The sequence below is a fragment of the Paraburkholderia sp. CI3 genome, from assembly GCF_050436505.1.
GTDB classification, from domain to species: Bacteria; Pseudomonadota; Gammaproteobacteria; order Burkholderiales; family Burkholderiaceae; genus Paraburkholderia; species Paraburkholderia tuberum.
In genome coordinates, this window is the sequence record NZ_JBNDMI010000003.1 from 2,538,255 (window position 1) to 2,564,180 (window position 25,926).

Consider the following 25,926-nt stretch of genomic DNA (forward strand, 5'->3'; position numbering starts at 1 on the left):
TACCGCCTTCCCCGCGCCTCTTCACCCCCACCAAATTGGCAGTTGTCGTGCGATGCGGCCCGGCAGTCGGATCGCACCTGCGTTCGGGTGCATATTTCCGGTTGCGTCCGCCGCTATCGTGAACTACAAATCTAAAGTTACGCTGGCTCGATTTTTGGCGGGCCGGGCTTCCGTTCAGAACCGTTCGAACGACAGGGAGAGTGCCGTCATGGGAATGCGCCCCGATCCTACCTTTCATGCATCGCCGAAGCTCGCGATGGATGCGCCGGCGGAAGAATACGCGTACACGGTGCTGCTAAGTCCGGACTCCTCGCAGCCCGACGCGCTCGCCGTGATCGACGTGAAGCCCGGTTCGTCGACTTATAGCCAGGTGGTCCACACGGTGCCGGTGCCGAACAAGGGCGACGAATTCCATCACTTCGGCTGGAACGCGTGTTCGTCCGCGTTGTCGCCGTTGACAGGCCACGCGTTTCTGGAACGTCGCTATCTGGTCATTCCGGGCATGCGCTCGTCGCGCATCTATATCGTCGATACGAAGCCGCATCCGACCCAGGCGAAGATTCACAAGATCATCGAGCCGGAGGAAATTTTCCGCAAGACCGGCTATTCGCGTCCGCACACCGTGCATTGCGGACCGGAGGGGATCTACGTGAGCACGCTCGGCGGTGGTGGCAAAGACGGCACCGACGGGCCGCCCGGAATCTTCATCATGGACTGCCAAACATTCGAGGTGCTGGGCCGCTGGGAAATCGAGCGCGGCGCGCAGGAAAAGCATTACGACTTCTGGTGGAATCTGCCGCGCGATTACATGGTGTCGACCGAATGGGCGCTGCCGCCGCAATTCGAAAACGGCATCGTGCCCGAAGACCTGTTCGCGAACAAATACGGCCACCGCGTGCACTGCTGGGATCTGCGCGCGAGGCGCAACGTGCAGACGCTCGATCTCGGCGCGAATCATCAGATGGCGCTCGAAGTGCGGCCCGCGCACGACCCGAGCCGCGAGTACGGCTTTATCGGCGTCGTGGTCGATACGACGAATCTGGAAGGGTCGATCTGGACCTGGTGGCGCGAAGGCGGCCACTTCCACATCGAAAAGACCGCGACCATTCCACCGGAGCCCGCGCATGCCGACGAATTGCCGCCGCTGCTGCAAGGTTTCGGCGCGGTGCCGCCGCTCGTCACCGACATCGATCTTTCGATCGACGATAAATTCCTCTACGTCTCCTGCTGGGGCACCGGCGAGATGCGCCAGTACGACGTGAGCGAACCGCGCAAGCCGAAATTGACGGGCTCGGTGCGCATCGGTGGAATCGAACATTGCGCGCCGCATCCGAACGGCAAGGCTTTCGCCGGCGGTCCGCAGATGGTCGAGATCAGTCGCGACGGCAAGCGCATCTACTGGACCAACTCGCTCTATTCGACGTGGGACGACCAGTTCTACCCGGATGGTGTGCCCGGCGTGCAGGTGATGGCGCATGCCGAGCCCAAGGGCGGTCTCGAGCTCGCCGAAGATTACTTCGTCGAGTTTCCCGCCGGCTATCGCGCGCACCAGATTCGCCTCGAAGGCGGCGACTGCTCGACCGATTCGTTCTGCTATCCCTCGGTGGGCGTTTGAGCGGCGCGGTGTCGCCGCAAGCGGCACTGTGGCTGGCCGTCCTCGCGAGCGGTGTGTATCACGGACTCAATCCGGCGATGGGGTGGCCGCTCGCGGTGTCGAACGCGTTGATGCAGCGGCGCTCGCAAGCGCTGGTCGTAGCGCTTCTTTATCTCGCGGCGGGGCACGCGCTCGCCATATTGCTGATGATGCTGCCGTTCGCGATGCTGGCCAGCGTGCTCGCGTGGCAGCGTCAGATGCAGATCGGCGCGAGCGTGCTGGTGATCGGCTTCGGTCTGGTGTTGCTGATGCGCCGGCGCCATCCGCGCGTACTGGCGAGAATTCCGCCGTCGCGGCTCGCGCTCTGGTCGTTCGCAGTGGCGATCGCGCACGGCGCCGGGTTGATGCTGGTTCCGATCTACCTCGGTCTGTGCCGCGCAGACGCAATGGACAGCGCGCACCAAGCCGCCCAAACGCTGATCGAAACGAGTCTGCGCATGGCGCTGTCGGTCTCCGCGGTGCATGCGGCCGCGATGACGATGGCCGGCGGCGTGCTCGCATGGCTCGTTTATCGCTACCTCGGGCTCAGGTTCGTGTCGCGCAGCTGGTTCAATCTCGATGCGGTGTGGGCGTCGAGTCTGATTCTGGTGGGGGGCGTGTCGCTGGCGTTGAATGCGGTGGCAGCGGGCGTTTCCGGTTGATTTCGACGCGGCCGATCCGGCCTATGAGGCTCCCGGGCACAGCATATGCTGCGTAGTTTCGGGCAGGGACGCCATTCCGTGCGGGTCCTGATTTTTCCTCTCGTCATCTACACCCGGAGAAGATCATGCCGCTGAAGAAAGGTACATCGAAAGAGACGGTGTCGCACAACATCAAGACCGAGTCGAAGCATGGCAAGCCGCACAAGCAGGCTGTCGCGATCGCGTTGAATCAGGCGCGCAAGTCGGGCGCGAAGATTCCGAAGAAGAGTGAGAAATAAGCTGCTTCAGCACGCGCGGTCGTACCCATGACCGACATGCCGCGGAAAAGGCGCGCGCATGGCGACCCGCAATCGGAGCCAGCGGATGTCGAACCCCATCAGCATCCGGCGAAGCTCGACGATTGCCGCCGTTGCGCGCTCTGGCGCAATGCGACTCAGGCCGTGCCCGGCGAAGGGCAGCGGCATGCGTCGATCGTGCTGGTCGGCGAGCAACCCGGCGACATGGAAGATCTGCAGGGCAAGCCCTTCGTCGGGCCGGCCGGCGCGTTGCTCGACAGCGCGCTCGAAGAAGCGGGCGTCAAGCGTAACGAGGTCTACGTGACGAACGCCGTCAAGCATTTCAAGTGGATCGCGCGCGGCAAGCGTCGCTTGCACAAAACGCCCGCCCAGCGTGAAGTGGATGCTTGCGGCTACTGGCTGGAGCAGGAACTCGACATGCCGCATGTGCGCGTGGTCGTGGCATTGGGCGCGACCGCGTTGAAAGCGGTTGTTCACGACTCGCACGCGCGCTTGCAGGACGCGTTCGACAAAACGCTCGAGCGCGGCGAGCAACGCGTGGTCGCGACGTACCATCCGTCGTTTGCGCTGCGCGCGCCGGACCCTGAAACGCGTCGCGAGGTGTACGAGCGAATCGTCGCGGCATTGCGCACCGCACAGAAGCTGGCCCACGGCGGCAAGCGCTCAGGATGACGCCGGCGCGTGCGTCGCTCGTAATCCGAGGCCTTTCATCAATCGTTGTGCGTCGAACGGCGCCCGAGCTTTTACATCGTTGTCGAAGTAGCAGTAGACGTCTCGCGCGGCTCGGCGAGGCGGCCGGAGTTGCGGCGCGATCAATCGCGCGTCGGCAGGCTGGGAGCCGCCGCGCCATGCATCGATTCGCTCGGCCCATCGTTGCAGAGCGTCGTCCCCATACGAACCCGAGTATTTGGCTTCGCTGCCGTGCAGGCGAAGATAGACGAAGTCCGCCGTCAGATCTTCGGCGACGGGCCACGGTTCGGTGGAATCTGAAACGACGAGCGCGACGCCGTATTGCCGAAGCAAGGTCACGAACGCCGGATCGACAAAGCTCGCGTGGCGCACTTCGACCGCGTGACGCAACTTCCGCTTGCGATCGATCTCGACATAAGGCGTCTTGACACGCGCATCATGGTGCTTCGCCAGCGCCGATGCGCTCGCGATCTCGAACGGCAACACGCTCAGAAAGCGCTCCATTGCCTCGGGCTCAAATCGGAACGACGGCGGAAATTGCCATAGGATCGGACCAAGCTTTTCGTTCAACGCGAGTAGCCCCTGCGCGAAGAAGTTCGCGATGCCGACATGTGCGCTCGCATCGCGAAACCGCAGCATATGAGTCAGATAGCGCGCGCCTTTGATGCCAAACACGAAGCCGTCAGGCGTTTGCGCGTACCAACGCTGCCAGCTACCGAGCGATTGAAGGCTGTAATGCGTGCCGTTGATTTCGATCGTGCCGAACAGCGCCGACGCGTACTGTAATTCCGCTGCATGTTTGAGATCCTCTGGGTAAAAGCTGCCGCGCCAACCTTGGTAGCGCCAGCCGGAAATGCCGATACGCACATCGCCGGTCTTCTTCATTCGCGCGGCGGGTCCGGCGGAATGGGGTTCGGAGTCCGGCTCCGACTCGACGGATCGCAGCGTCATTGAATACGCGCGATTTGCTTCGCCACCGCGGCCGGGCTGTCGAAATTGTGATCGGGCAGACGGTCGACCAGATCGACGATGTCGGTATTCGCGTGATTTTTGCGCGCCTGCGCGACCAGCTTTTCGCGTGTGGTCGGGTAATTCACACCACTGAGTGCTTTTTCGACGTCAGCGGGATTCGGCTGACCGGGGTGGCGGTGATCCTGGGAATGGGCGGGGTGCTGTGACATGGTTCCTCCTTGAATGAGTACATCACGACTGCGCGCCTACCGGTACCTGTCGCATATGTCGTGCCTCGGCGCGCGGGCTCGGGTTGCGTTTTCCAGCGGCGCACGTCGTGCGAATGAAAAAGAACCCCGCGATGAGGAACGCGGCTTGCGTGCAGCCGGCAAAATAGCGCCGCTGACACAGGACCTTTCAAGGAGAAGGCCATCATGAGCACGATGCTCGCATATCGCATTCACCGCTTCGGCGGTCCCGAGGTGTTCAAGGCCGAGAAGATCGAGATCCCCGAGCCTGGCGCCGGCCAGGTGCTGGTGCGCGTGCGCGCGGCCAGCGCCAATCCGGTGGACCTGAAGACGCGCTCGGGCCAGTACCCGTTGATTCGTGAAGAGAAGCTGCCCTATACGCTGGGGCGCGATTTTTCCGGAGTGGTCGAACGGGTCGGCGAGGGCGTCGGGCAATGGCGCGCGGGCGAGCAGGTGTATGGCTTCGTTGGCCAGGGACAGGGTGCGTACGCGGAATACGTCGTCGTGCCCGCGAGCGCGCTAGCGCATGCGCCGGAAAAACTGGATGTGGGGTCCGCGGGCGCCGTGCCGCTCGCCGCGTTGACCGCATGGCAGGGCCTGTTCGATCACGGCTGCCTCGAAGCCGGCGGCCGCGTGCTGATTCATGCGGGCGCGGGCGGCGTTGGACATTTCGCCGTGCAGTTCGCCAGGCAGAAGGGCGCGCAAGTGTACGCTACGGCGTCCGGCGACGGCATCGAGTTCGTGCGCTCGCTCGGTGCGGATCGCGTGATCGACTATCACGCGCAGCGCTTCGAAGACGTCGCGCGCGACATCGACCTCGTGTTCGATCTGATCGGCGGCGATACGCAGCGCCGCTCGTGGTCGGTCGTCGCGACCGGTGGCGCGCTGATCTCGACGCTCAACGAGCCGTCGCAGGCCGAGGCGTCGAGCCATGGCGTACGGGCCACGCGTTATACCGCGCGACCCGACGGCCGGCAATTGACGGAGATCGCGTCGTTGCTCGACAAGGGCAGCGTGCGTGTCGTGGTCGCCGAACGGTTTGCGTTCGATGCGACGGCCAAGGCGCTGGAACGGCTCGCGAAAGGCCACGTGCGCGGCAAGATCGTGGTGGAGGTGGCGTCGTAGTACGGAGAGAGCGCGCTGTCTGCTAGTTCGGATTCGCGTCGTCGCTCGCGCTGCGCAGCGGCGCGCGGCTCTGATCGTTATTCAGATGCACGAACTTTCTCAACAGTCTCAATAGCTCTCGCGCATCCTCGTCTCCCATCCCGTCGAGCAGGCCGTGATTGAGCGCGTTGACGCCGGGGATCAATTCATCGAGCAACTGCTCTCCAGCCGGCGTCAGCAATAGACGACGCTGGCGGCGCGGCAGAACTTCGCGCACGATCCAGCCTTTCGCTTCGAGCCGTACCGCGATATCGGCGGTGGTCGACGTGTCGAGGCCGACTCGCTGCGCGAGCGTGACCTGATCGAGTCCGGGCAATTCCTGCAGCATTCTGAGCACCGCATACTGAACGGGCGTCACCTCGCGTCCGATCAGATCATGAAACATGGACACCGAAATCTGATGCGCGCGTCGGATCAAATGGCCGGGCTGGTCGTACAGATCGATGCTGATCGCGGAAGTGCTGGTATCGGTTGAAGTGACCATATTAGTTCTGAAGACCTCGCGCCTTTTCGTTGCGAATGGAAATGGCGAACCGGCGTTCGTGTTACCTGATTGAAAGTTCGTCTAGGGGAAAACCTTCATTTAATCATTAAAGACGCATTGAGTACACTGAATCTCAATGAGTAGGCTGAATGCAATCCATGAATAATCTAGGGAGTGAGACTGACATGTTTCCCAAGAATGCGTGGTACGTCGCATGTATGCCCGATGAAGTCGCGGATAAGCCGCTCGGCCGGCAGATCTGCGGCGAGCCGATGGTTTTCTATCGCAACGCGGAAGGCGCCGTGGTGGCGCTCGAAGACTTCTGTCCGCATCGCGGCGCGCCGCTGTCGCTCGGTTTCGTGCGCGATGGCACGCTCGTGTGCGGCTATCACGGCCTCGAAATGGGCTGTCAGGGCAAGGCGACCGGCATGCCGGGGCAACGCGTCAACGGCTTTCCATCGATTCGCAGCTATCCAGTGATCGAGCGCTATGGCTTCGTCTGGGTGTGGCCCGGCGATGCGGCGCAGGCCGATGCCGCCAGGCTGCATCATCTGGAATGGGCCGAGAGTGCCGAATGGGCGTACGGCGGCGGTCTTTATCACATCCGCTGCGATTACCGGCTGATGATCGACAACCTGATGGATCTGACGCACGAGACCTATGTGCACGCCAACAGCATCGGGCAAAAGGAAATCGACGAAGCCGCGCCCAAAACCGTGGCCGAAGGCGATACCGTGCGCACGAGCCGTTTCATGGAAAACGTCGCGGCGCCGTCGTTCTGGAAGATGGCGTTGCGCGGCAATGGTCTCGCCGACGACGTGCCCGTCGACCGTTGGCAGATCTGCCACTTCACGCCGCCGAGTCACGTGCTGATCGAGGTGGGCGTCGCGCATGCCGGGCATGGCGGCTATCACGCGCCGGCCGACCAGAAAGCGTCGTCGATCGTGGTGGATTTCATCACGCCGGAAACGGAAACGTCGATCTGGTATTTCTGGGGCATGGCGCGCAATTTCCGTCCCAACGATGCGGCGCTGACCGCGAGCATCCGCGAAGGGCAGGGCAAGATCTTCAGTGAAGATCTGCAGATGCTCGAACGTCAGCAGCAGAACCTGTTGCGCTGGCCCGAGCGCAATCTGCTGAAGCTCAATATCGATGCGGGCGGCGTGATGTCCCGCCGCGTGATCGATCGGCTCGTCGCGCAGGAACGCGCGGAGACGGGCGCGCCGCAGGCTGAAGTGACGCGCGTCATTCCCGTGCGGACGGCGACATGAATCATCCCGTGCTGAATGTGGTGGTCGCGTGCCGGCGCGACGAAGCGCTCGGTATCGCGAGCTTCGAACTCGCGAGCGAAAACGCTCAGGCGTTGCCGGCCTTCGACGCCGGCTCGCACGTCGATGTGCATTTGCCGAACGGGCTCGTGCGTCAGTACTCGTTGTGCAACGATCCGCGCGAAACGCATCGCTATCTGATCGCGGTGCTGCGCGACGAAGGGGGACGCGGCGGATCGAAAGCGGTGCACGATCTGGTCCGCGAAGGCGATCGCCTGCGGATCAGCGCGCCGCGCAATCATTTCGCACTCGCTGACGATGCGGCTCATCATCTGCTGCTCGCGGGCGGGATCGGCGTCACGCCGATTCTTTGCATGGCCGAGCGGCTTGCCGCCACGGGCGCTTCGTTCGACATGCACTACTGCACGCGCTCGAAGGAACGCACGGCGTTCGTCGAGCGTCTTGCACAAGCTGGCTTCGCGAAGTCGGTCCAGCTTCATCACGATGACCATCCGGGCGGCTCGACGTTCGATATCGAGCAGACGCTCAGCGATGCGCCGGCCGGCACCCACCTGTATGTCTGCGGTCCGCGCGGCTTCATGGACTTCGTGCTCGAGACCGCGCGTGCGAAGGGCTGGCCGGAAAACAGGCTGCACTACGAGTTCTTCGGCGCGGCCGCGAATCAGGCGGCGACGGGCGGCAGCTTCCAGGTGCGCATCGCGAGCAGCGGCGCGACGATCGACGTGCCGCCCGAATGCACGGTCGTGCAGGCGCTGGTCGCGCATGGCTTCGAAGTGATCACGTCGTGCGAGCAGGGCGTGTGCGGTACCTGTTTGACGCGGGTGCTGTCCGGCGAGCCGGATCATCTGGATTCGTATCTGACCGACGAGGAACGCGCGGCAAACGATCAGTTCCTGCCGTGCTGCTCGCGCGCGAAATCGCCGCTGCTGGTGCTCGATCTGTGATTTTCTGCGGTACGACGGGCCTGTTGCCCGTCGTACCGCTTATTTATTGCGCTTTTCCCTCAGAATCCGACGAACTTACCGTGCGCACACTCAACGCCGGATCGTGCGCAATCGCTTCTTCGGAGAACGGAATAATCGTCCAGCGTTGGGCCGCGTAATCGCGCGTCCCGTCGGCATAGTGCGGCGACGCCGGGTCATCCGATTCTGACGGTGCGAGCAGCGTGCGCGCGATCACCTGAGCGCCGGCGAACGACACTATCTGCAGATAGGTGTCGCCCATTGGCTTGACGTTCATCGAATAGCCGCTCGCATCGAAGGGATGCGCGGCACACGCCGAGGTGAAATAGCCGCCCGCGTCGCAACCCCCGAATAGCGCAATGCGCTCGTCGTTGCGTTGCACGTAGAGCGCCGCGCTGCGCGGTGCATCGATCGCGATGCCGGCGCGTTGCAGTGCCGCGAGCGCGTCATGCAGCGCGGCGGCGAGCTGCGCCGGATCGGCGGCGATGCCCGCGGGTGTGGTCAACGGCTTCGCGGGATCGAACGGTACCGCGTATAGCTGCGCGGGCGGTATCGTCAGCAGACGTCGCCACAGTTCGTCCCACAAGGTTGCCCCCACTGCGTCGGCCGCGGCCGTATCGTCCCATGCGGCGAGTACCTTGCACGCCGCGCGCTGCGGGTCGGCGTTCGGGCCGGCCGGCAGGGCCGCGAGCGCGTCGCCGCCGCACAGACGGTCGAGCACGGGTGACTTGAACAGCAACGCCGACATCGAGCGGCTGTCGAGCGCAGCGTGGCCGAGCGCATCGGCGGAAACGCCATGCGGATCGCTCTGCAATTGCGCCGCGATCGTATGGCCCAGTCGCGTGCGCAGCGTCTGCGGCGTCGCGGTCGCACCGATGATCTTCGCATAGCCGGTCATCGGTTCGGCCGGGTTGCTGAGCCAGTAACTGTCGTTGAAATTGCCGACATAGTCGCGCCGAAGCAGCGACGGCATCTGCGCGACCGGCAACGCATGATGCTGCACCGCGCCGGCCTCGTCGCGCCAGTCGCAGTCGCTGCGCGAACCGTCGAGGACCGGCACGCCGGGCATGATCCGCGCCAGTGCCCGGCCGACCGGCGGCGTGCAACGCTGCGCGAGTTCGTCGGGCACGTCCGGGGTCGCGCCGATATCGGCGTACCAGACGCGCGGATCGTCACGGCCGATCGCAAGCGTGTTGACCCATGGCACCGCCGCGTTCTTCTTCTGGATGGCGATGAAATCGTCGAGCGAGGCCGCCTGATTCCATGCGCGGAAGTTTTCGAACACGCGGAAGTTGTCGGTATTGATATCGCGCAGCGCGAACGCCTGCTGCGCATTCCACGCGAGCGCGGGCGACATCGTGCCGAGATTGACCAGCGCTCCGAAGCGCGAACGATACAGCGTGCGCGACACGGTATGCAGCGAACCGTCGGCGGCGCGTACCTCGACGTTCACGCGCGTCGGCGTCATCGCTTCGCTGTTGCCGTCGACCTGATACCGGGTTGGCGCGCCAGGTTCGAGCGTCAGCTTGAAGAGGCCGAAGCGCTTCGCGGTGGAGACGGTATGGGTCCAGGCGACGTTGTCGTTGAAGCCGATCATGATCAGCGGTACGCCGAGAAACGACACGCCGCTGACGTTCAGCTTGCCAGCAATAGTGAGTTGAGCCTGGTAGAAGCGATCGGGGCCGGTCCAGAACCAGTGCGGATTGCCGAGCAGCAGCGCGCTGCCGGTGTGCGTCGCGTCCGCGCCGAACGCGAGAGCGTTGCTGCCGATGCCCGCATGGCCGCCGAATTCCGCGAGCGGTGGGTCGACGGGGGCGTCGTCGTGCAACGCGCTTTGCGGCGGCACCGGCATCGGCTGGGGCGGTTGCGCGGTCGCGATCGCGTTGATGAAGCGCGCCTCGCCGCCGGCCAGATTCGCCGCGATCTGACGCCGGTACAAGTCCGCGTTGCTGATCTTGCCGAGCCACGGTGCCGCGCGGCAGGCCGCATGCGCGCCCGGGAAATCCCCGTGCGCGAGATCGGCGAGGTAGCGGTTATAGCCGGCGACGAAGCCGTCGATCAACGCGCGCATGTCGTCGGTCTGGCTTTTGCGGTAACGCGCGACGGTCGCATCGTCGACGATGAAACGGAAGAAGAAATCCGAATTGAGATTGTTGGGCTGGCCGAACGTCGCGCCGAGCGTGGGCCGCGCGTCGCCGCCGAAGAAGCGCGAGCGTTCGCCGCGATAGGTGACGAAGCTTTCGGCCATCGTGCACAGATTGTCTTGCGCCTGCGCGTAGCCGTATCCGTAGCCGAGGCTGCCCCAGTTGTCTGCGTTGATGTGCGGAATGCCGAGCGCGGTGCGGCGGATGTCGGCGCGATACGGGCCGGTGTGCGCGACGTTGTCCGCATCGGGGCTCGCGCAGCTTGGCAGAGCGGCGGCGACGGGCAGGGCGATCAGCAGGGCGGCGAGGCGGCGGAGCAGAGAGACGTTCGAACGCATGGCCTTTTGTGGTTGGGCGAACGTTGAGCGGTGACGGGCGTGTCGCTCGGCGTCAAGAAAGATTGTGACTGGACGCCCCGTTTAGGCGTGCTCTGATTTCTTTCGAACTGTCAGCTAGCTATTAATGTCATGTGGCTAGAAAGCAGTGCTCCCGCATTCCGGTCATCAGTAGTTTACGAACGTTGAATCTGGAGCGAAAAGCTATACCGCGTGTCGTCGATCGTCGTGCATTTTTGATCAATGAATGTCTTCAGGAGCAAGGCCTTGCGATCGGTTCCCGCCAGGGTGTTCATCGTAACGACGAGTGTAATTATCGCGCTCGGAGCGGTCCACTATCGTTCCGCGGTCAGGCAAATGACAGGAGCGTCATTTCACGATCAGAAATCAGATGACGGGAAATACATCGCCCGGTATGCATATCTGCCTCGCGACCGGATCGCCTTGAGGCTCTACCGCGCTACTACAACAGAATTGCTCGCCGAGCGAGTATATCGATATCCCGGGCGAATCCGGCTTTTCTGGACAGTGGACTCTCTGATATACGACACATCGGCGGAAGGCGACGACGGAGAAATCGAGCTACCGCCGTCATGATGGGACCGTGCCAAGGCAAAACTGCCTTGAAGAATGTTCTCGGTCCACGAGTGCAAGAAGCGTTGCCGAAAGCGAAAGCGCTGGGCGCCGTCAACGGCATGACACGGTTTTCAAGGCTGGGTGACCGGACGTGCGAGCGGAGCTAGCCGCGCGAAACCCGCTGGGCGGCGCGCTTCAGGCGCAACTTTTGGTGCTGAGACAGCGATTATTTCCACCGTGAGATGGCTAGTCGTCAAGCTTTCGCTGACCACGCTTCCTGCTCCGCCGGAAAACCAGCACAGCTGCGGCGAACCCTAGCACGATTGCGGCCGACGACATGAGGAAGGCCAAGTCGGATTCTTGATATGCCGTCTTGACCCCATACATACGAACCGCCAATTTCCATATCGGGTTCGAAAAGTTCAAGGGCGCTTCGGGATTCATCATCCACCACAGCGCATTGGCAAAGATTGCGAGCAGTAAGCCGAAACCGACCGCAAGGCAGATTAGGAGCTTTCTCATCTCACCATCACTTCACCGTACGCTTTAAGTTCCGAACCGGGAACTGAAACTTTCGGCGTATCGGTTAGTATTGAACGGATATGACGCCAGTCCGCGAGTTGATCGATAGTTATGCAGCCCTCGCTTTTCCCCAATCTTCCCTTTGGATGCAATCGGAATCGGCCGCGAATGATTCCGTCGCATAAGAGTTTGTCGTCATCAATATCGCCGTCGATAGCGTGGAGCGCGAACCATTCGCTCTTGTTATTGCCATTCAGGTTAAGCTGATCTTTCCATGGCCCAAGAATGCCTCCGGACCTTCGGTCAAAAATATAATACCTGCCGACGGGAATGGCGCCATACTTCGGCGTGCACATTCCAGCCGCCCTATTGATATAACCTTCCTGCCCAGAGTATGCGGGAAACGCTAGCGCGCCAATTCGAAATTCACTCATCGGTTTATTATTCAGTTTGAGTGAGCATTGAAGCATCAGTCCTCCATATCGGCTGACAAGTGTGAAATAGGAAATAGCTCAGTTATGCCGAACGGCCATTTTAAAGGCGATTTATATTGAGAAAGCCAATATTAAAAAATTTCCGCACCGACAATTCCTGCCTGCGCAGCAACTCGTCTACGCGTTCGCATAACCGAGCGAATGCAACCTTCTGCTGACCTGTTCAAGTCAGCGCGAACCTCACGCCCGCACCCTCGGCAGACGCGGCCTGATTTTTGCTGATGGGCTCGGACGTCGCCTCGTTCGCAGGGGACGGCGCGTGTCGAAAGGTCATCACTGTCAGCGGGGTTCTCAGTGGCAGCAGCGGAAGCATCCAGAACGTCAGGCCGGCGCGTCAGGCGCGGCAGCGTCACGTTGTTACCGGCGCTGGCTATCGGTTTCGCCAACTCCGCACACGCGAACACGGTGGCGCCGCTGAACTACTTCCTGCACGCGGCTGGCCCGGCGGCTCGGCCGACGCTGTACCTCGGCTGGGTTTTCACCGCGATCGTGACGCTGGTCACGCTGATCGTCGCTGGCCTGTTGATCGGCGCGATGGTCCGCAAGCGTCCCGCGGCGCAACCGGATGCGCTGAGCGCCGAGCCCGGCGGCATGCGCTGGGTGTTCATCGGCACCGCGGTGTCGTCGGTCGTGCTGTTGGCGATGCTGGTCTATGCATTGATCACGCTCGAATCGGTGGCGTCGCCCGCGTCGTATCCGCAATTGACGATCACCGTGACCGCTTACGACTGGTGGTGGAAAGCCGATTACCGCGACGATCCGAACCCCGCCCGCAACTTCAGCACGGCGAACGAGATTCATATTCCGGTCGGTGAGCCGGTGAAGATTCAGCTCAAAAGCGCGGACGTCGTGCACGCTTTCTGGGTACCGCAACTCGCAGGCAAGACGCAGACGATTCCAGGCCAAACCAACGAGCAGTGGCTGCAGGCGGACCGTCCCGGTATTTATCGTGGGCAGTGCTCGCAGTTCTGCGGCGCGCAGCACGCGCATATGGCGTTCGAAGTGATCGCGCAGGACGCCGCGGCGTTCAACGCGTGGCGCGACGCGCAGGGACGCGCGGCCACCGTGCCCACGGGCGACGCGGCCGTCGCGGCCGGCCAGCATCTGTTCGAGGAGCGCTGCGCGGGTTGCCACACGATTCGCGGCACCAAGGCGACTGGCGTGCAGGCGCCCGATCTGACCCATCTCGGTTCGCGTCGCACGATCGCGGCAGGCGCGCTCAGCAACACGCCCGACCATCTGCTCGACTGGATCGAGCACGCCCAGCGGATCAAACCCGATGCATTGATGCCCAGTATCGCGCTGACCACCAGCGAGGCCGCCGCGTTGTCGGCGTATCTCGCGACGCTGCATTGAAGCGCATCGCACTCGAGGAGCCCGTTCAATGTCCGATCATCCCGCTTCCGCTTCGCTACCCGCGCTGACCCGCACGCCGCGGCGCGGCCGTGTCGAGCCCGGCAGCGAGCAGGAAAAGCGGCTGCGCGAAATCTGGGAGTCGCGGCCCGGCTGGCGCGGCTGGTTCTCGACGGTCGATCACAAGACCATCGGCTTGCGCTACCTGGTGACCGCGTTCATCTTTCTGCTGATGGGCGGCGTCGAAGCGCTGATCATGCGCGTTCAACTGGCGCGCCCCAACGCAACGGTGCTGACGCCCGAACAGTACAACCAGCTGTTCACGATGCACGGACTGACGATGATCTTTCTGTACGCGCTGCCCGTTCTGTCCGGCTTCTCGAACTATCTATGGCCGCTCGTGCTCGGCGCGCGCGACATGGCCTTTCCGCGCCTGAACGCGCTGTCGTATTGGGTGTTCCTGTTCGCCGGCATCTTCCTGTACGCGAGTTTTCCGACGGGACAGGCCCCCGACGCCGGCTGGTTCAACTACGTGCCGCTGTCCGGCCTCGAGTACAGCAACGGCCCGAATATCGACGTGTACGCGCTGGGCATGGTGCTGCTCGGCATTTCGACGACGGTCGGCGCGATGAACTTCGTCGTCACGCTGCTGAGGATGCGCGCGCCGGGCATGTCGCTCGATCGCGTGCCGGTGCTCGTGTGGGGCACGCTGACCGCGTCGGCCGGCAATCTGTTGGCGGTGCCGTCGGTGAGCCTCGCGTTTCTGATGCTGTGGATGGACCGCCGCATCGGCACGCATTTCTTCGACGTGCTCAATAGCGGGCGGCCGCTGCTCTGGCAGCACCTGTTCTGGATTTTCGCGCACCCGTGGGTCTACGTGGTCGTGTTGCCGGCCATGGGCATCGTGTCGGATGCGTTGCCGGTCTTTTGCCGCCGGCCGCTGGTCGGTTATGGGCCGGTCGCGTTGGCGACGGTCGCGACGATGGTGGTCGGCTTTGCCGTGTGGATTCACCATATGTTCGCGACCGGTATTCCCGCGCTCGCGCTGTCGTTCTTCGGCTCCGCCAGCATGGTCATCGCGGTGCCGAGCGCGGTCGCGACGTTCGCCTGGGTCGCGACGATCTGGACCGGTCGCCCCGTGTATCGCGTGCCGTTCCTGTTTTTCGCGGGCTTCGTGCTGCTGTTCGTGATCGGCGGCGTCTCCGGCGTGATGACGGCCGCGGTGCCGTTCGACTGGCAACTCACCGACACGTACTTCGTCGTCGCGCATCTGCACTACGTGCTGCTTGGCATCAACGTATTTCCGGTGATCGGCGGCATCTACTTCTGGTTTCCAAAATTCACCGGCAGGATGACGAACGAGCGTCTCGGCAAGCTCGCGTTCTGGGTGCTCTTCATCGGCTTCAACGTCGCGTTCTTTCCGATGCATATCGCGGGACTGCTCGGTATGCCGCGCCGCATGTACACGTATCCCGCCGACATGGGCTGGAACACGGTGAATCTCGTCACGTCGCTCGGTTCGTTCCTGATTGCGGCCGGCGTGCTGCTGTTTCTGATCGATATCGCGGTGAGCCTGAGGCGCGGAAAGGTCGCCGGCAACAATCCGTGGGACGCGCCGACGCTCGAATGGTCGATCAGCTCGCCGCCGCCGCCGTACAACTTCGCGGTGGTGCCGACGCTCGCGAGCCGGCATCCGTTGTGGGAAGGCCGGATCGAAGAGCCGGGCGACGCGGTTCAAACACGCTCGCAACTCGACGAAGGCTATCTGCTCGCGCAAGGTCGCGAAGCGTTGGGCACGACCGCGCTCGAGGCGAGTCCCGACGTGATCCTGAAGATGCCCGAAGATTCGTACGCGCCGTTCTGGCTCGCGGTCTTTGCCGCGCTATTGTTCGCGGGGCTCGCGTTGACCGCCTGGGTGTTCGTGGGGGCGATGCTGGCCGGCTGCGCGGTCTCGATCATCACGTGGCTGTGGCCCGAGCGCGCGCTGATCCAGCGCGAGCCGGTCGCGCTCGAGGATGCGGGAGGCTGACATGAGCGATGCACTGGATCTCAATCGCTCGTCGAGCGAACCGGACGAGACCGCGCGTGCGTTGCCGGTTGGCAGCGCGGGCGAGCGATCGAGCGGCTGGTGGGGCTGCTTCACGCTGATCACGACCGAAGGCGCGCTGTTCGGCTATCTGATCTTCTCGTATCTGTATCTGGCCTCGCAAAGCCAGCAGCATTGGCCGCCGGAAGGATTGCCGAAGCTCGGGCTCGGCAGCGCGAATACGGTCATTCTGCTATCGAGCAGCGTGTTCGTCTGGTTCTGCGAGCGCTGCGTGCGTCGGCGGCGATTGCGGCTCGGTGTCGCGTCGATGGCGGTGGGCATCGTGCTGGGCTGCATCTTCTTGGGCATTCAGTTGCGCGAATGGCACAACCACCCCTATGGGCTGACCTCGCATCTCTATGGTTCGCTGTACTTCACGATTACCGGCTTTCACATGGCGCACGTACTGGTCGGGATCGTCGTGCTGACGCTGCTGGCGATCTGGACCGCGCTCGGCTATTTCGACGACAAACGCTGCGCGGCGCTGTCGGTCGGTGGGCTGTATTGGCACTTCGTCGATGTCGTCTGGCTGTTCATTTTCAGCACGCTGTATCTGACGCCGTATCTGTTCCGGGAGTGGTCATGACGACAGCGCCCAGAGACTCGCACATCTCGATGCCCTACGTGCTGATCGGTCTGCTCGCGGCGCCGTTCGCGTGGCTGTTGCAGATGATGCTCGCGGAAGCGCTCGCGGCGCAGGCCTGCTATCCGTACAACCATCCGCTCGGCGCGCCGCTCGTGTCGTGGATGCGTCCGGCGCTCGTCGCGCTCGGCACCGTGTGTCTGATCGCGGGCGCGTTCGGCACGTGGGTCGCGTGGCGCAATGTGCGCCGCGTCGCGCCACTGAAGTTCGGTGCGCTGAACGGCGAGCGCCGCACGCGTGCCGAACTCGACTGGTTTCTGACGCACGTCGCGGTGATGTGCAGCACGCTGTTTCTGTTCGCATTGATCGCAACGGATGCCGCGGTGGCGATCGTATCGCCGTGCAGGTGGTGGTGATGAAGCGCGACGTTCTCAACGCGGTCAGGTTCGCCATCGCGGCCGCATGCCCGCTGACGATAGCAGCGACCGCAAACGCCGCCAGCGCCTCCACCGACGCCGCGCAGGTCGCGCGCGGCGCATATCTCGCCAAAGCCGCCGATTGCGCCGGTTGCCACACCGCCGCGCCGCGCGTGCCGCATCCGGGGGCGGCGCCTGAAGCAACGCCGCCGTTTGCCGGCGCCCTCGGCATGGGTTCGCCGTTCGGCACGATCTATACGTCGAACATCACGCCGGACCCGCAATACGGCATCGGCCGCTATAGCTATGACGACTTCGCACGCGCGTTGCGCGAGGGCATCGCGCCCGGGGGCAAGCGGCTTTATCCGGCGATGCCGTACCCGTCGTTCGCGAAGATCACCGATGACGACATGCATGCTCTCTACGCATACTTCATGCACGGCGTGCAACCGGTCGCGGCGCCTGCCCCGCAAACGCGCTTGCCGTTTCCATTCAATCAGCGCTGGGTATTGATGTTCTGGGACTGGGCATTCGCGCCGAAAGGCCAGTTCAAAGCCGATGCGAAACGCGATGCGCAATGGAATCGCGGCGCGTATCTGGTGCAATCGCTCGGCCATTGCGGCGCCTGCCACACGCCGCGCGGACCGGCGTACGAAGAGCGCGGCTATGACGAGTCGGCATCGACCTATCTGACGGGAGGCACCAACGATCACTGGTTCGCGCCGAACCTGAGCGCCGACCCGGGCTCGGGGCTCGGCCGCAGTTCCGCGACCGACATCGTCGAGTTCCTTCGAAACGGCCACGGCGGCGGACTCATCCCGTTCGGCAGCATGGTTCAGGTCGTCGAAGACAGCACGCAGTACCTGAACGACGACGATCTCGCGGCGATCGCCGCGTATTTGAAGAGCCTGCCGCCGCGCGCGCCAAGCGGCTATTTCAACGCCCGCTCCGCCGCCGCGCAGCAAACCGTACGGGCGCTGAAAACCGGGGATGTGGAAAGACCCGGCGCGGGCATTTACGCATCGTATTGCGCGCGCTGTCATCAGATGGATGGGGCGGGGGTGCCGAACAAGTATCCGCGCCTCGCGGGCAACCCCGCGGTGTTGTCGGCGTCGAGCGCGTCATTGGTGCGCTTGCTGGTCGAAGGCGGGGGCAGTCCGCATACCGAGTCGGGACCGGAACCGCGCAAGATGCCGTCTTTCGCCGGCAAGCTGACGGACACCGAAATGGCGCGCGTGCTCACGTTTGTTCGGACCACATGGGGAAATGCGGCCGGACCGGTCACGCGAAACGATGTGTCGAGCGTGCGCGGCGCATTGCGCAAGTAAATGCCAACGCGCCTCGTCATGCGGTGTTCTCGTTGCCGTCGCAGTGGCCATTGGCGGCGCTGAACAGCGTCTTCAGCTTCGCATTGACCGCGATCAACTCCCGTACTGGCGCCGCCGCGAGTTGCTGATCGAAGAGCGTGAGAACCTGACCGAGTAGCGCGTAGGCGTCGTGATCGACCACGCAGAGGCCCGTTTCGAGTCCCGCCTGCCGGCAGCGCAGAATCGCGCCCTCCGCGTCGCGAAACAGCTCGGGTACGGCCGAACCATAGCCGCGCTGATTCAGCAGCATCGCCATGTAAATGGCCTGCGCCATGCTGCCGACGTGATATTGATTGGCGACGCCGCTGCGTAATGCCTCGAGCGTCATGTGATAGTCGAGCGAAATTTCGCCTGCTTTGGCAGGTCCGATCGGGCGCAGCATAGCCTTCGGGTGCGTGCGCGGCGACTTCGCGGGTGCAGCGCGAGTAGGGCTCACTTTTCTGGTCATAAGCTCACTGAGGCGGCCGGCTCGCGCCGGCCGCTACACCATCACGGAACCTGACAACGTCCATAACGGAAAACGGCTGCGCCGCGCGCAACGCGGCGCCGTTCCCGTTAGCCCATATGCAGACCGCCGTTCAGCGAGAAATCCGCCCCGGTCGCAAAGCCCGCTTGATCCGACGCGATCCACGCGACGATCGACGCAATCTCTTCCGGCGTGCCGAGACGCCGTACCGGAATTGTCGCGACGATTTTTTCCAGTACTTCCGGACGGATGGCCTTGACCATGTCGGTGCCGATGTAGCCCGGCGACACGGTGTTGACCGTCACGCCCTTGGTCGCCACTTCCTGCGCGAGTGACATCGTAAAGCCATGAATGCCGGCCTTGGCCGTGGAGTAGTTGGTTTGCCCGAACTGGCCTTTCTGGCCGTTGACCGACGAGATGTTGATGATGCGCCCAAAGCCTCGGCCGACCATGCCCTCGATGACCTGTTTGGTCACGTTGAACAGGCTCGTGAGATTGGTGTCGATCACCGCTTCCCAGTCTTCGAACGTCATCTTGCGGAACATGCCGTCGCGCGTGATGCCCGCGTTGTTGACGAGCACGTCGACTTCACCAACTTCTTTCCTGACCTTCTCGAACGCTTTCGCGGTGGACTCCCAATCCGCGACGTTGCCTTCCGATGCGACGAAGTTATAGCCGAGCGCTTTCTGATCTTCCAGCCATCGGGCTTTGCGCGCCGAGTTCGGGCCGCAGCCCGCGACGACGGTGTAGTTCTCTTTGTGCAAGCGCTGGCAAATGGCGGTTCCGATACCGCCCATGCCGCCGGTTACGTATGCAACACGGTTTGCCATAAGTCCTCCTTCTTGTTTGGGTGAGTTGAGCAAGTTTGATTGGAGGATGGACCTATTATTGGCAGCGGCCAATGCCCGGGACGATGGGCATTTTCACCTACGGGTTAACTGCCAAATCAGGGGTGGAATCGTTGCTTGACGGGGCAATGAATTACGTCGATTGCGGGTTGCATGCTTTGCGAACTCCGGGGTCGCTCGAGACCGCCGGCCGCCCTCCCGTCCTTGCCTGCGCGCCGTCTTCCTCTTACCCTTAGCGTTAGCCTTAAGTACCTGCCCCGGACACCGTGCGGCAGACTGCCTGCACGGTCGTCGATGCGGGGCGCGAAGCCGTCCCTCGCTCCCGCGTCTATTCGTGTGATCATCAGAGGCACATCAGGATGACTGATTATCTTGCTGACATCGATCCCGACAGGTTGAACTTCCTTGGGATCTTCGGGCTGTTGATTGGCGGCCTCGCGCTGTTTCTTCTCGGTCTGGAGTTCTTGACCGGCGGCCTGAAGGCGATCGCGGGATCGAAACTGCAGTCGCTGATCGGCGTGCTGACCGCAAGCCGGTTTCGCGGCGTGGTGGCGGGCGCCGTCGTGACCGCGCTGCTGAATTCGTCGACCATCACGACGGTGCTGCTGGTCGGTTTCGTGTCCGCCGGCCTGATGACGTTGACCCAGGCGGTGCCGATGATCATGGGCGCGAACATCGGCTCGACCGTCACCGCGCAGATCATCGCCTTCGACGTTTCGCGTCTGACGCCGTACATGCTGTCGATTGGCTTCGTGCTGCACGCGTTTGCCCCGCGCGAGCTGCTGCGGCAGATCGGACGCGTCGTAATGGGGCTAGGACTGCTGTTCATGGGCATCCAGCTGATGGGCGAGTCCACGCATCCGCTGCGCACCTATCAGCCGTTCATCGACGCGATGCAGGACATGCGCAATCCGCTCGTCGGCGTCATCGTGGGGGCGGTCTTCACCGCGGTTGTGCAAAGCTCGGCGGCGACGCTCGCGGTCGTGATTGCGTTGAGCGGGCAGGGCTTGATGCCGCTCGAAGCCGCCATCACGCTGATTCTCGGCGCGAATGTCGGCACCTGCGGCACGGCACTGCTCGCCTCGATCGGCAAGCCACCGGAAGCGTTGCAGGTCGGCGTCGTGCATCTGATCTTCAATGTGCTCGGCGTCGTGATTGCGCTCTTCCTGATTCCGCAGATGGCGGAGGTCGTGCGCTGGATATCTCCGTCGCATCCGGAACTGCAAGGGCTTGCACGCCTCGCGGCCGAGGCGCCGCGTCAGGTAGCCAATGTGCATACGCTGTTCAGCGTGGCGAACACGCTGCTGCTGATCTGGTTTGCCGGTCCGATCGCGCGGCTCGCGCAACTGGTCGTGCCGAAGCGCGCGAAGGCCGCCAAACCCGCGGGTGATCCGCAGTATCTCGACGAGACGTCGCTGGCGGTGCCGGCGCTTGCACTGCAACGCGTGCGTATCGAGCTGACCCGGCTCGGCGCGCAGGTGCTCGACGTTGTGCAACGCGGCTCGCAAATGGTGTCGACCGGCACGATGGAAGAGATCAGTCAGATGCTCGATCAGGACAAGGAAAGCGACCGGCTGGCCTTCGAAATTCTTCAATATATCGGCCGCCTGTCGCAGCGGCAGCACTCGGAGGAAGAAGGTCAGCAGGTGGTCGGCTACACGCAGGTCACGAGTCATCTGGAGAGCATCAGCGGCATTGTCGGCATGACGCTGATGACGGTCGGACAACAACGAATGACGCAGCAGATCGATCTGCTGCGTCTGCGCGATGCGGCGACCACGCAGTTTTCCGAGGCGGTGATCCGCAATCTCGAGCAGGCGATCCGCACGATCGAGACGCGTGATCCGGAAGAGGTCGCGAAGGTCGTCGACGCGAAGGCCGGCATCGACAAGCTCGCCGCGACCGCGCGTCAGGTCGTGCTCGCGAAGCTTCAGCTGGCGGACAAGGCGGACGTGGTCACGTTCCGGATCGCCATGGATCTGATCGAACAGGGCCGGCAGATCGCGCAGTTCGCGCGGGCCATTGCGAAAAATGTGGCAGCGCTTCAAGAGCTGCAATAACGCGCGACGCATGATTGGAGATCGATATATTCGCGCAAAGTGATCGCCAGCACACGGACGTTGGGGTTGCACGAGCTCTAAACTTGTGGCGTGTCATCCTCGTGACACGCTTTCAAAGAGAGTGGGATTGCCCGCCTTTGCTGTGCGGGCTTTTTTCGCCTCGCGCGTGTTGTGGTATCAGTAGTCAAGGCGCGGCGGTGAAGTCGATCGTGCGACGACCCACGGTAGCTCGCACAATAAGCAACGCCTGAAGCGATTTAACACACGCCGCATCCATATTTTGATAGCCTTTGACGCAGCAGAGCATTGAACTCAAGGAGGGCTTCACCATGATAAGGTGGCTTGCTAACTGGGCTTCACAACATGCTCCTACTCCCGAGAAACAGGCCGAACGCGCGCTGAGCAACTTGCGCATGGAACTGTTTCAGGCCGAACAGCTCGTGCTCGACGCACAGCTGCGTGCCGACTACTATCGGGCTCGCCTGACCTTCCTCGAAGAAGTCACGAGAAAGGGAATCGAACAGGTATCGGACGAACGCAAGGCTCCTCTGGAGTCTCCCCAGCCGTTGCGGCCGGGACTCAAGCTCACCGCGGCGCAATAGCCGCGTCTATTCCATCGCAATGTGTTTCGTCACCTGCGTTTCGATACGTGGGCTGATGGCAATCGTGCTGTCGCGGGCGCGTGCAGTGCGCGCTCTCGATAGTCGATTGTGCGAGCATTGATTGCCGAGCGGAGCAGTTTCCGGTTGCCCGGTTTCGTGCTTCGACCGGGCAACCTGGACTGAGTGTTTGATTTTTACTGCGCGACTTCCACTGCGCTTCGCTTACTGCGAAACGCCTGCTTCGTCCTGCTTAACTTGCCAGATCGGGCGGCAGCTTGCCGCCGTTTGCCGCGAGCGCTTGCATCACCTGCTTGTGCAGCCAGATGTTCATGCTCGCGGAGTCGTTCATGTCCCCGCTGTACTTCAATTCCTGGGCAAGTTGCTTGCGGTGTTCGAGACTGCTGTCGACGCCGAGTGCCTTCATCGTGTCGACAATCGACGTACGCCAGTTCAACGTCTGTCCGCTTTCGCTGACGAGTTGATCCATCACGGCGGCCACGTCGACGTCGGTCAGCGGCGCGGGCGCGGCGGGAGCGCTGGGCGTCGCGGCTTGCGCGGCGGCCGGGTCGGGGGTGGGTTCCGTCGCGGGGGGAGGTTGGTCCGGCTTCGCTTTGCCGAACAGCTTGTGCACGATGTCACCAAAAATACTCATTTCCGAAATCTCCGCGGTTGAATGACGAATGCGAGTGGGGGCGCTCGCAGGACATACCCCCACTATGCTACGCGATCTACCACGGTGAAAAACGTAATATTTTGTCAACCCATCGACTGCTCGTATTGTTCCGCGCGCAATGATCCTGACACGACTTAGCCCGCGTCACGTCAACACATGACGCCGTGCGTGGCGCTATCCGAGGCCCAGGTCAGCCTTCACATCGGCGGCACCACGCCGTCCTTTTCGACCACGACGCGTTGCGCAACATAAGTCCCCTGCGATGCGGGCGTAGCGACAATGAACACCTTCTTGCCCGGCGTAAGGTCGCTGCGCTCCGCGGGCGTGAACGTGACGATGGGCACGTTGGGCGGCACCGTCACCACATTGCTGCCGCCCTTGTACGACAGCTTCAGATCTCGGCCGCTCGTGCTCTGCACGACGGTGTCGACGTTCGCGTTCGTCATCGAGCTTTTCGGGCCCAGGTCCCACGCGTAATGTCCTTCACCCGTGCCGCGCGCGGACTCGGGGAACACGACCACTTCCGTTGCTGTCAGCTTGCCGTCGGCGCCCGTGGTTGCAGCCGTGCCGATAAATGTACCCGGCTTGATATCTGATAGCTGCATCGTCTTGACAGCCGAAACGCTCGCTGCCGGCTTCACATCGATCGACACGGTATCGCCGCTGCGTCGATGGACCTTGAGCGTGTCACCGTGGTGCGACACGATTTCGCCCCGGATACGCGCGGGGTTCGTGGCCGGCGCCTGCGCGAAAGCAGCGCTCACGAGCGCTGCGGTCATCAAGGCTGCGCCCGATTTGATGAGGAATGACATAGGAACTCCCAACTGGATGGTTGATGGAAGGAGAAAAACATCATTGCGTCACGAGCCGCTGAACCAGTTGTAGCCCTGGTTCTCCCAATAGCCGCCCGGATACTGGTTCGTGATTTCGATAGCGACGACATGCTTGGGATTCTTGAAGCCGAGCTTGGTCGGCACACGCAGCCTCATCGGGAAACCATACTTCGGCGGCAGCACGTCACCGTTGTAAGTCAGCGTGAGCAGCGTCTGCGGGTGGAGCGCCGTCGGCATGTCGATGCTCGTCCAGTAGTTGTAGTCCGCGCAATGAAGCGACACGTACTTTGCACGCGTGTCCGCGCCCGCGCGGCGCAGGAATTCGGAAAAGCGCACGCCGCCCCAGCGACCGATCGCGCTCCATCCTTCGACACAGATAAGACGCGTGGTCTGGCTTTCCTGCGGCAGCGCGCGCAGTTCGTCGAGCGCCCACGTACGCTTGCCGTGCGCGAGGCCGCTGACCTGCAGACGGTAGGTCGCGGCATCGATCTCGGGCACCTCGTCGACGCCATAGAACGCATTGAACGGAAACGGCCGTGTGATCATCGATGCCGGATACGTGGGCGCCAGCTTGTTCGGATCGAACAGCAGTGCCTGCACGTCGTCGTTGAAGAACGAGATGCGGCGCAGCGCGGTATTCACCGCCTTGTCGTCGGTCAGATCGCAACCGGACAGCAGCGCGATGCCGCCTAACGTCAGCAGCCGCCGGCCGAACAGCCGGCGCGCAGGCGATTTGAGTTCGCGCTGAGCATCGCGAATGATCGATTCGCCATGCGTCGCGAGGAAGGTGCCTTGTTGCGCGGTTCGTTTTCGGATCGTCATGATTTACCGTCCGCGTAGCATCAACAGCAGCGAGCGGGGCACGAGCGCAACCATCGCGACGTGAATGACGAAAAACGCCACCAGGACGCTCATACACATGAAGTGCACCACGCGCGCATTGTCATATCCGCCCATCAGCGTGCGCAGCAGCGGGAACTGCACCGACTTCCAAATGGCGAGCCCGGACAACACGATCAGCAGGATGTCGGCGATCACGACGAGATAGGCGAGCTTTTGCACCGAGTTGTAGTGCGCGAGGTCGTCGTGTTTCAGGCGCCCGCTCAGCGCAGCGAGCAGATCGGCGACCAACTGTTTCGGCCGGACAGGCAGCAGCTTGCGTCGAAAGCGTCCGGTCGCCAGACTCAGCGCCAGATAGACGATGAAATTGGCGACCAGCAGCCACATCACTGCGAAATGCCATTGCAGCGCTCCGGCGAGCCAGCCGCCAAGCGTGATCGAAGGTGGAAACTCAATTGCGGGAAAGATCGGCGACGCGTCGTAGATCTGCCAGCCGCTCATTACCATCAGCACGACCGCGACAGCATTGATCCAGTGCGTAATGCGCACCCAACCGGGTTGAACCATGTTGTGCCTCAAGACCACTCCATGCTCGTTGACAATCATTCCGGTGCCGCGGGAGCCGTCAACGGGATGCCGTCGGCGCCGGTATGGGGGCGCAAGCAGGATCGGGCGACGAGTTACGCTGCGAGCGTCAGACTGGCATTGCGCCCGAAGCGGTAACGCGATCGATCGACGGTTATTCCGTCGTGTCTGAAATCTTTTCGTTCTTGCTATCGACTTTCAATGACGATGCACATCGCGCAGGAAGGCCGTCCCGCCGCATGGGAAACGCAGCATACGACATTCCTGACTACGGACGGACGCTGGCTCGAAGGTTGCAGCGCGGAAGGGGTGTCGCAGCCCCTGAGCCGGGTAGCGCACAACGGTAATTGAGTACCAGCCGGTCTCGCGAGGCCGGCTCAGCCCGAAGCGGAATGGCCATAGCACGGTCATGCCGCTTTTTTCTTTTTGTGCCCTTTTTGCGCGGGGCAAATCCGCTACCAGCGCGGCGCATCCATGTTGATCGGAAAAGCGGGGCGTCTCACTGCCGTTCTATGCGAGTTCATTCCCGCTTCATCTGTTCTGTTTATCAGGGTGTGCACCGGCAGGCGTTCGAAAAGCCCGCTTCGAAGGGCCGTGACTCTGGTTTGAACGCTTGTCCAGCGGGGTTTTGCGCGAATCGGACGGGCTTCGCCGATGCTATGCGGAACGCTGAGAATGCGGATACTCGCATCGACCCGATGGTTAACCCGCGCTTTGGCCCGCGAAGGACGAAACGTACCTTCACGCCAGTTATTTGAGTAAGC

General features: G+C 62.6%; 26 protein-coding genes. 15 read left to right on the plus strand and 11 right to left on the minus strand.

The genetic code is table 11. The features are described from left to right. Window positions 1–208 precede the first annotated feature (208 nt). The 4 genes from OKW29_RS20335 to OKW29_RS20350 all read left to right on the plus strand — a co-directional run bounded on the left by OKW29_RS20335 (window position 209) and on the right by OKW29_RS20350 (window position 3,263). Complete coding sequence (locus OKW29_RS20335) at window positions 209–1,615, plus strand: selenium-binding protein SBP56-related protein (protein ID WP_429292290.1); 1,407 nt, start codon at window positions 209–211, stop codon at window positions 1,613–1,615. Beyond that, complete coding sequence (locus OKW29_RS20340; protein WP_187618270.1) at window positions 1,612–2,295, plus strand: hypothetical protein; 684 nt, start codon at window positions 1,612–1,614, stop codon at window positions 2,293–2,295. The genes OKW29_RS20335 and OKW29_RS20340 overlap by 4 nt, the downstream gene beginning before the upstream one ends. 125 nt (window positions 2,296–2,420) lie before the next feature. Next, entirely contained in the window at window positions 2,421–2,573 is a 153-nt protein-coding gene (locus tag OKW29_RS20345; RefSeq protein WP_018437257.1) for a DUF6496 domain-containing protein, read from the plus strand. A 27-nt stretch (window positions 2,574–2,600) separates the two neighbouring features. After that, complete coding sequence (locus tag OKW29_RS20350) at window positions 2,601–3,263, plus strand: UdgX family uracil-DNA binding protein (RefSeq protein ID WP_429292291.1); 663 nt, start codon at window positions 2,601–2,603, stop codon at window positions 3,261–3,263. Here OKW29_RS20350 and OKW29_RS20355 read toward each other — a convergent pair. Both OKW29_RS20355 and OKW29_RS20360 read right to left on the minus strand, forming a co-directional pair. Next, entirely contained in the window at window positions 3,255–4,166 is a 912-nt protein-coding gene (locus tag OKW29_RS20355) for a DUF72 domain-containing protein (protein ID WP_429292292.1), read from the minus strand. The two genes, OKW29_RS20350 and OKW29_RS20355, sit on opposite strands and share 9 nt — an antisense overlap. A gap of 62 nt (window positions 4,167–4,228) precedes the next feature. Next, window positions 4,229–4,462, minus strand: a complete 234-nt coding sequence (locus OKW29_RS20360; protein ID WP_187629707.1) for a DUF2795 domain-containing protein — start codon at window positions 4,460–4,462, stop codon at window positions 4,229–4,231. A 204-nt stretch (window positions 4,463–4,666) separates the two neighbouring features. Between OKW29_RS20360 and OKW29_RS20365 the strand changes: the two genes are divergently transcribed. Continuing rightward, window positions 4,667–5,605, plus strand: a complete 939-nt coding sequence (locus OKW29_RS20365; RefSeq protein ID WP_429292293.1) for an NADP-dependent oxidoreductase — start codon at window positions 4,667–4,669, stop codon at window positions 5,603–5,605. A gap of 22 nt (window positions 5,606–5,627) precedes the next feature. Here OKW29_RS20365 and OKW29_RS20370 read toward each other — a convergent pair whose 3' ends face one another. Further along, window positions 5,628–6,128: a MarR family winged helix-turn-helix transcriptional regulator gene (locus tag OKW29_RS20370; protein WP_090809135.1), complete on the minus strand. Its 501-nt coding sequence runs from the start codon at window positions 6,126–6,128 to the stop codon at window positions 5,628–5,630. Window positions 6,129–6,313: 185 nt separating this feature from the next. On the opposite strand from OKW29_RS20370, the gene OKW29_RS20375 reads away from it, so the two are divergent. Both OKW29_RS20375 and OKW29_RS20380 read left to right on the plus strand, forming a co-directional pair. Further along, window positions 6,314–7,399: a Rieske 2Fe-2S domain-containing protein gene (locus OKW29_RS20375; protein WP_429292294.1), complete on the plus strand. Its 1,086-nt coding sequence runs from the start codon at window positions 6,314–6,316 to the stop codon at window positions 7,397–7,399. Next, a complete protein-coding gene (locus tag OKW29_RS20380) occupies window positions 7,396–8,361 on the plus strand; it encodes a PDR/VanB family oxidoreductase (RefSeq protein ID WP_429292295.1) in 966 nt (321 codons plus the stop codon). Before OKW29_RS20375 ends, OKW29_RS20380 begins: the two co-directional genes overlap by 4 nt. 43 nt (window positions 8,362–8,404) lie before the next feature. Here the strand turns inward: OKW29_RS20380 and OKW29_RS20385 are convergent, their stop codons facing one another. Further along, window positions 8,405–10,861 carry a penicillin acylase family protein gene (locus OKW29_RS20385; protein WP_429292296.1) on the minus strand — a complete coding sequence of 819 codons (2,457 nt, stop codon included), beginning with the start codon at window positions 10,859–10,861 and terminating at the stop codon, window positions 8,405–8,407. A 1,091-nt stretch (window positions 10,862–11,952) separates the two neighbouring features. After that, window positions 11,953–12,426, minus strand: coding sequence for a DUF2778 domain-containing protein (locus OKW29_RS20390; RefSeq protein ID WP_429292297.1), 474 nt, complete (start codon window positions 12,424–12,426; stop codon window positions 11,953–11,955). 318 nt (window positions 12,427–12,744) lie between these two features. On the opposite strand from OKW29_RS20390, the gene coxB reads away from it, so the two are divergent. The 5 genes from coxB to OKW29_RS20415 are packed head-to-tail and all read left to right on the plus strand — an operon-like array spanning window position 12,745 to window position 18,216. Continuing rightward, window positions 12,745–13,806: a cytochrome c oxidase subunit II gene (gene coxB / locus OKW29_RS20395; RefSeq protein WP_429292298.1), complete on the plus strand. Its 1,062-nt coding sequence runs from the start codon at window positions 12,745–12,747 to the stop codon at window positions 13,804–13,806. 28 nt (window positions 13,807–13,834) lie between these two features. Then, window positions 13,835–15,832, plus strand: coding sequence for a cytochrome c oxidase subunit I (gene ctaD, locus OKW29_RS20400; protein WP_429292299.1), 1,998 nt, complete (start codon window positions 13,835–13,837; stop codon window positions 15,830–15,832). Between the two features lies 1 nt (window position 15,833). Beyond that, entirely contained in the window at window positions 15,834–16,475 is a 642-nt protein-coding gene (locus tag OKW29_RS20405; protein WP_090810416.1) for a cytochrome c oxidase subunit 3, read from the plus strand. Then, the gene (locus tag OKW29_RS20410; RefSeq protein ID WP_429292300.1) at window positions 16,472–16,888 is read left to right on the plus strand and encodes a hypothetical protein; all 417 of its coding nucleotides are present in this window, start codon (window positions 16,472–16,474) and stop codon (window positions 16,886–16,888) included. The genes OKW29_RS20405 and OKW29_RS20410 overlap by 4 nt, the downstream gene beginning before the upstream one ends. Beyond that, window positions 16,888–18,216, plus strand: a complete 1,329-nt coding sequence (locus tag OKW29_RS20415) for a c-type cytochrome (protein WP_429292301.1) — start codon at window positions 16,888–16,890, stop codon at window positions 18,214–18,216. Before OKW29_RS20410 ends, OKW29_RS20415 begins: the two co-directional genes overlap by 1 nt. 16 nt (window positions 18,217–18,232) lie before the next feature. Here OKW29_RS20415 and OKW29_RS20420 read toward each other — a convergent pair whose 3' ends face one another. Further along, a complete protein-coding gene (locus OKW29_RS20420; RefSeq protein WP_429292302.1) occupies window positions 18,233–18,637 on the minus strand; it encodes a Fis family transcriptional regulator in 405 nt (134 codons plus the stop codon). Between the two features lie 173 nt (window positions 18,638–18,810). Beyond that, window positions 18,811–19,551 (minus strand): 3-ketoacyl-ACP reductase, encoded by a 741-nt coding sequence (locus OKW29_RS20425; RefSeq protein ID WP_429292303.1) that lies wholly within the window; start codon window positions 19,549–19,551, stop codon window positions 18,811–18,813. A 377-nt stretch (window positions 19,552–19,928) separates the two neighbouring features. On the opposite strand from OKW29_RS20425, the gene OKW29_RS20430 reads away from it, so the two are divergent. Both OKW29_RS20430 and OKW29_RS20435 read left to right on the plus strand, forming a co-directional pair. After that, on the plus strand, window positions 19,929–21,629 hold the full coding sequence (locus OKW29_RS20430) for a Na/Pi cotransporter family protein (RefSeq protein ID WP_429292304.1): 1,701 nt from the start codon (window positions 19,929–19,931) through the stop codon (window positions 21,627–21,629). Window positions 21,630–22,042: 413 nt separating this feature from the next. Beyond that, window positions 22,043–22,231, plus strand: a complete 189-nt coding sequence (locus tag OKW29_RS20435; RefSeq protein WP_429292305.1) for a hypothetical protein — start codon at window positions 22,043–22,045, stop codon at window positions 22,229–22,231. 250 nt (window positions 22,232–22,481) lie between these two features. On the opposite strand, the gene OKW29_RS20440 is transcribed toward OKW29_RS20435, so the two are convergent. From OKW29_RS20440 to OKW29_RS20455, 4 genes are all read right to left on the minus strand, one after another. Then, window positions 22,482–22,883 carry a DUF3597 domain-containing protein gene (locus OKW29_RS20440; RefSeq protein ID WP_090809158.1) on the minus strand — a complete coding sequence of 134 codons (402 nt, stop codon included), beginning with the start codon at window positions 22,881–22,883 and terminating at the stop codon, window positions 22,482–22,484. Window positions 22,884–23,101: 218 nt separating this feature from the next. Then, window positions 23,102–23,716, minus strand: a complete 615-nt coding sequence (locus tag OKW29_RS20445; protein ID WP_429292306.1) for a hypothetical protein — start codon at window positions 23,714–23,716, stop codon at window positions 23,102–23,104. 48 nt (window positions 23,717–23,764) lie between these two features. After that, entirely contained in the window at window positions 23,765–24,559 is a 795-nt protein-coding gene (locus tag OKW29_RS20450; protein WP_429292307.1) for a molybdopterin-dependent oxidoreductase, read from the minus strand. A gap of 3 nt (window positions 24,560–24,562) precedes the next feature. Beyond that, the gene (locus OKW29_RS20455; protein WP_429292308.1) at window positions 24,563–25,144 is read right to left on the minus strand and encodes a cytochrome b/b6 domain-containing protein; all 582 of its coding nucleotides are present in this window, start codon (window positions 25,142–25,144) and stop codon (window positions 24,563–24,565) included. A gap of 219 nt (window positions 25,145–25,363) precedes the next feature. Here OKW29_RS20455 and OKW29_RS20460 point away from each other — a divergent pair, with 219 nt between their 5' ends. After that, window positions 25,364–25,513 carry a hypothetical protein gene (locus tag OKW29_RS20460; RefSeq protein WP_429292309.1) on the plus strand — a complete coding sequence of 50 codons (150 nt, stop codon included), beginning with the start codon at window positions 25,364–25,366 and terminating at the stop codon, window positions 25,511–25,513. Window positions 25,514–25,926: the final 413 nt, after the last annotated feature.

Excerpts from the sequence above, each read along its gene's own strand:
- OKW29_RS20335 (WP_429292290.1), top strand. The coding sequence starts at position 209 with ATGGGAATGCGCCCCGATCCTACCTTTCATGCATCGCCGAAGCTCGCG.
- OKW29_RS20345 (WP_018437257.1), top strand. The coding sequence starts at position 2,421 with ATGCCGCTGAAGAAAGGTACATCGAAAGAGACGGTGTCGCACAACATC.
- OKW29_RS20350 (WP_429292291.1), top strand. The coding sequence starts at position 2,601 with ATGACCGACATGCCGCGGAAAAGGCGCGCGCATGGCGACCCGCAATCG.
- OKW29_RS20355 (WP_429292292.1), bottom strand. The coding sequence starts at position 4,166 with ATGAAGAAGACCGGCGATGTGCGTATCGGCATTTCCGGCTGGCGCTAC.
- OKW29_RS20360 (WP_187629707.1), bottom strand. The coding sequence starts at position 4,462 with ATGTCACAGCACCCCGCCCATTCCCAGGATCACCGCCACCCCGGTCAG.
- OKW29_RS20365 (WP_429292293.1), top strand. The coding sequence starts at position 4,667 with ATGAGCACGATGCTCGCATATCGCATTCACCGCTTCGGCGGTCCCGAG.
- OKW29_RS20370 (WP_090809135.1), bottom strand. The coding sequence starts at position 6,128 with ATGGTCACTTCAACCGATACCAGCACTTCCGCGATCAGCATCGATCTG.
- OKW29_RS20375 (WP_429292294.1), top strand. The coding sequence starts at position 6,314 with ATGTTTCCCAAGAATGCGTGGTACGTCGCATGTATGCCCGATGAAGTC.
- OKW29_RS20380 (WP_429292295.1), top strand. The coding sequence starts at position 7,396 with ATGAATCATCCCGTGCTGAATGTGGTGGTCGCGTGCCGGCGCGACGAA.
- OKW29_RS20385 (WP_429292296.1), bottom strand. The coding sequence starts at position 10,861 with ATGCGTTCGAACGTCTCTCTGCTCCGCCGCCTCGCCGCCCTGCTGATC.
- OKW29_RS20390 (WP_429292297.1), bottom strand. The coding sequence starts at position 12,426 with ATGCTTCAATGCTCACTCAAACTGAATAATAAACCGATGAGTGAATTT.
- ctaD (WP_429292299.1), top strand. The coding sequence starts at position 13,835 with ATGTCCGATCATCCCGCTTCCGCTTCGCTACCCGCGCTGACCCGCACG.
- OKW29_RS20405 (WP_090810416.1), top strand. The coding sequence starts at position 15,834 with ATGAGCGATGCACTGGATCTCAATCGCTCGTCGAGCGAACCGGACGAG.
- OKW29_RS20410 (WP_429292300.1), top strand. The coding sequence starts at position 16,472 with ATGACGACAGCGCCCAGAGACTCGCACATCTCGATGCCCTACGTGCTG.
- OKW29_RS20415 (WP_429292301.1), top strand. The coding sequence starts at position 16,888 with ATGAAGCGCGACGTTCTCAACGCGGTCAGGTTCGCCATCGCGGCCGCA.
- OKW29_RS20420 (WP_429292302.1), bottom strand. The coding sequence starts at position 18,637 with ATGCTGCGCCCGATCGGACCTGCCAAAGCAGGCGAAATTTCGCTCGAC.
- OKW29_RS20425 (WP_429292303.1), bottom strand. The coding sequence starts at position 19,551 with ATGGCAAACCGTGTTGCATACGTAACCGGCGGCATGGGCGGTATCGGA.
- OKW29_RS20430 (WP_429292304.1), top strand. The coding sequence starts at position 19,929 with ATGACTGATTATCTTGCTGACATCGATCCCGACAGGTTGAACTTCCTT.
- OKW29_RS20435 (WP_429292305.1), top strand. The coding sequence starts at position 22,043 with ATGGAACTGTTTCAGGCCGAACAGCTCGTGCTCGACGCACAGCTGCGT.
- OKW29_RS20440 (WP_090809158.1), bottom strand. The coding sequence starts at position 22,883 with ATGAGTATTTTTGGTGACATCGTGCACAAGCTGTTCGGCAAAGCGAAG.
- OKW29_RS20445 (WP_429292306.1), bottom strand. The coding sequence starts at position 23,716 with ATGTCATTCCTCATCAAATCGGGCGCAGCCTTGATGACCGCAGCGCTC.
- OKW29_RS20450 (WP_429292307.1), bottom strand. The coding sequence starts at position 24,559 with ATGACGATCCGAAAACGAACCGCGCAACAAGGCACCTTCCTCGCGACG.
- OKW29_RS20455 (WP_429292308.1), bottom strand. The coding sequence starts at position 25,144 with ATGGTTCAACCCGGTTGGGTGCGCATTACGCACTGGATCAATGCTGTC.
- OKW29_RS20460 (WP_429292309.1), top strand. The coding sequence starts at position 25,364 with ATGACGATGCACATCGCGCAGGAAGGCCGTCCCGCCGCATGGGAAACG.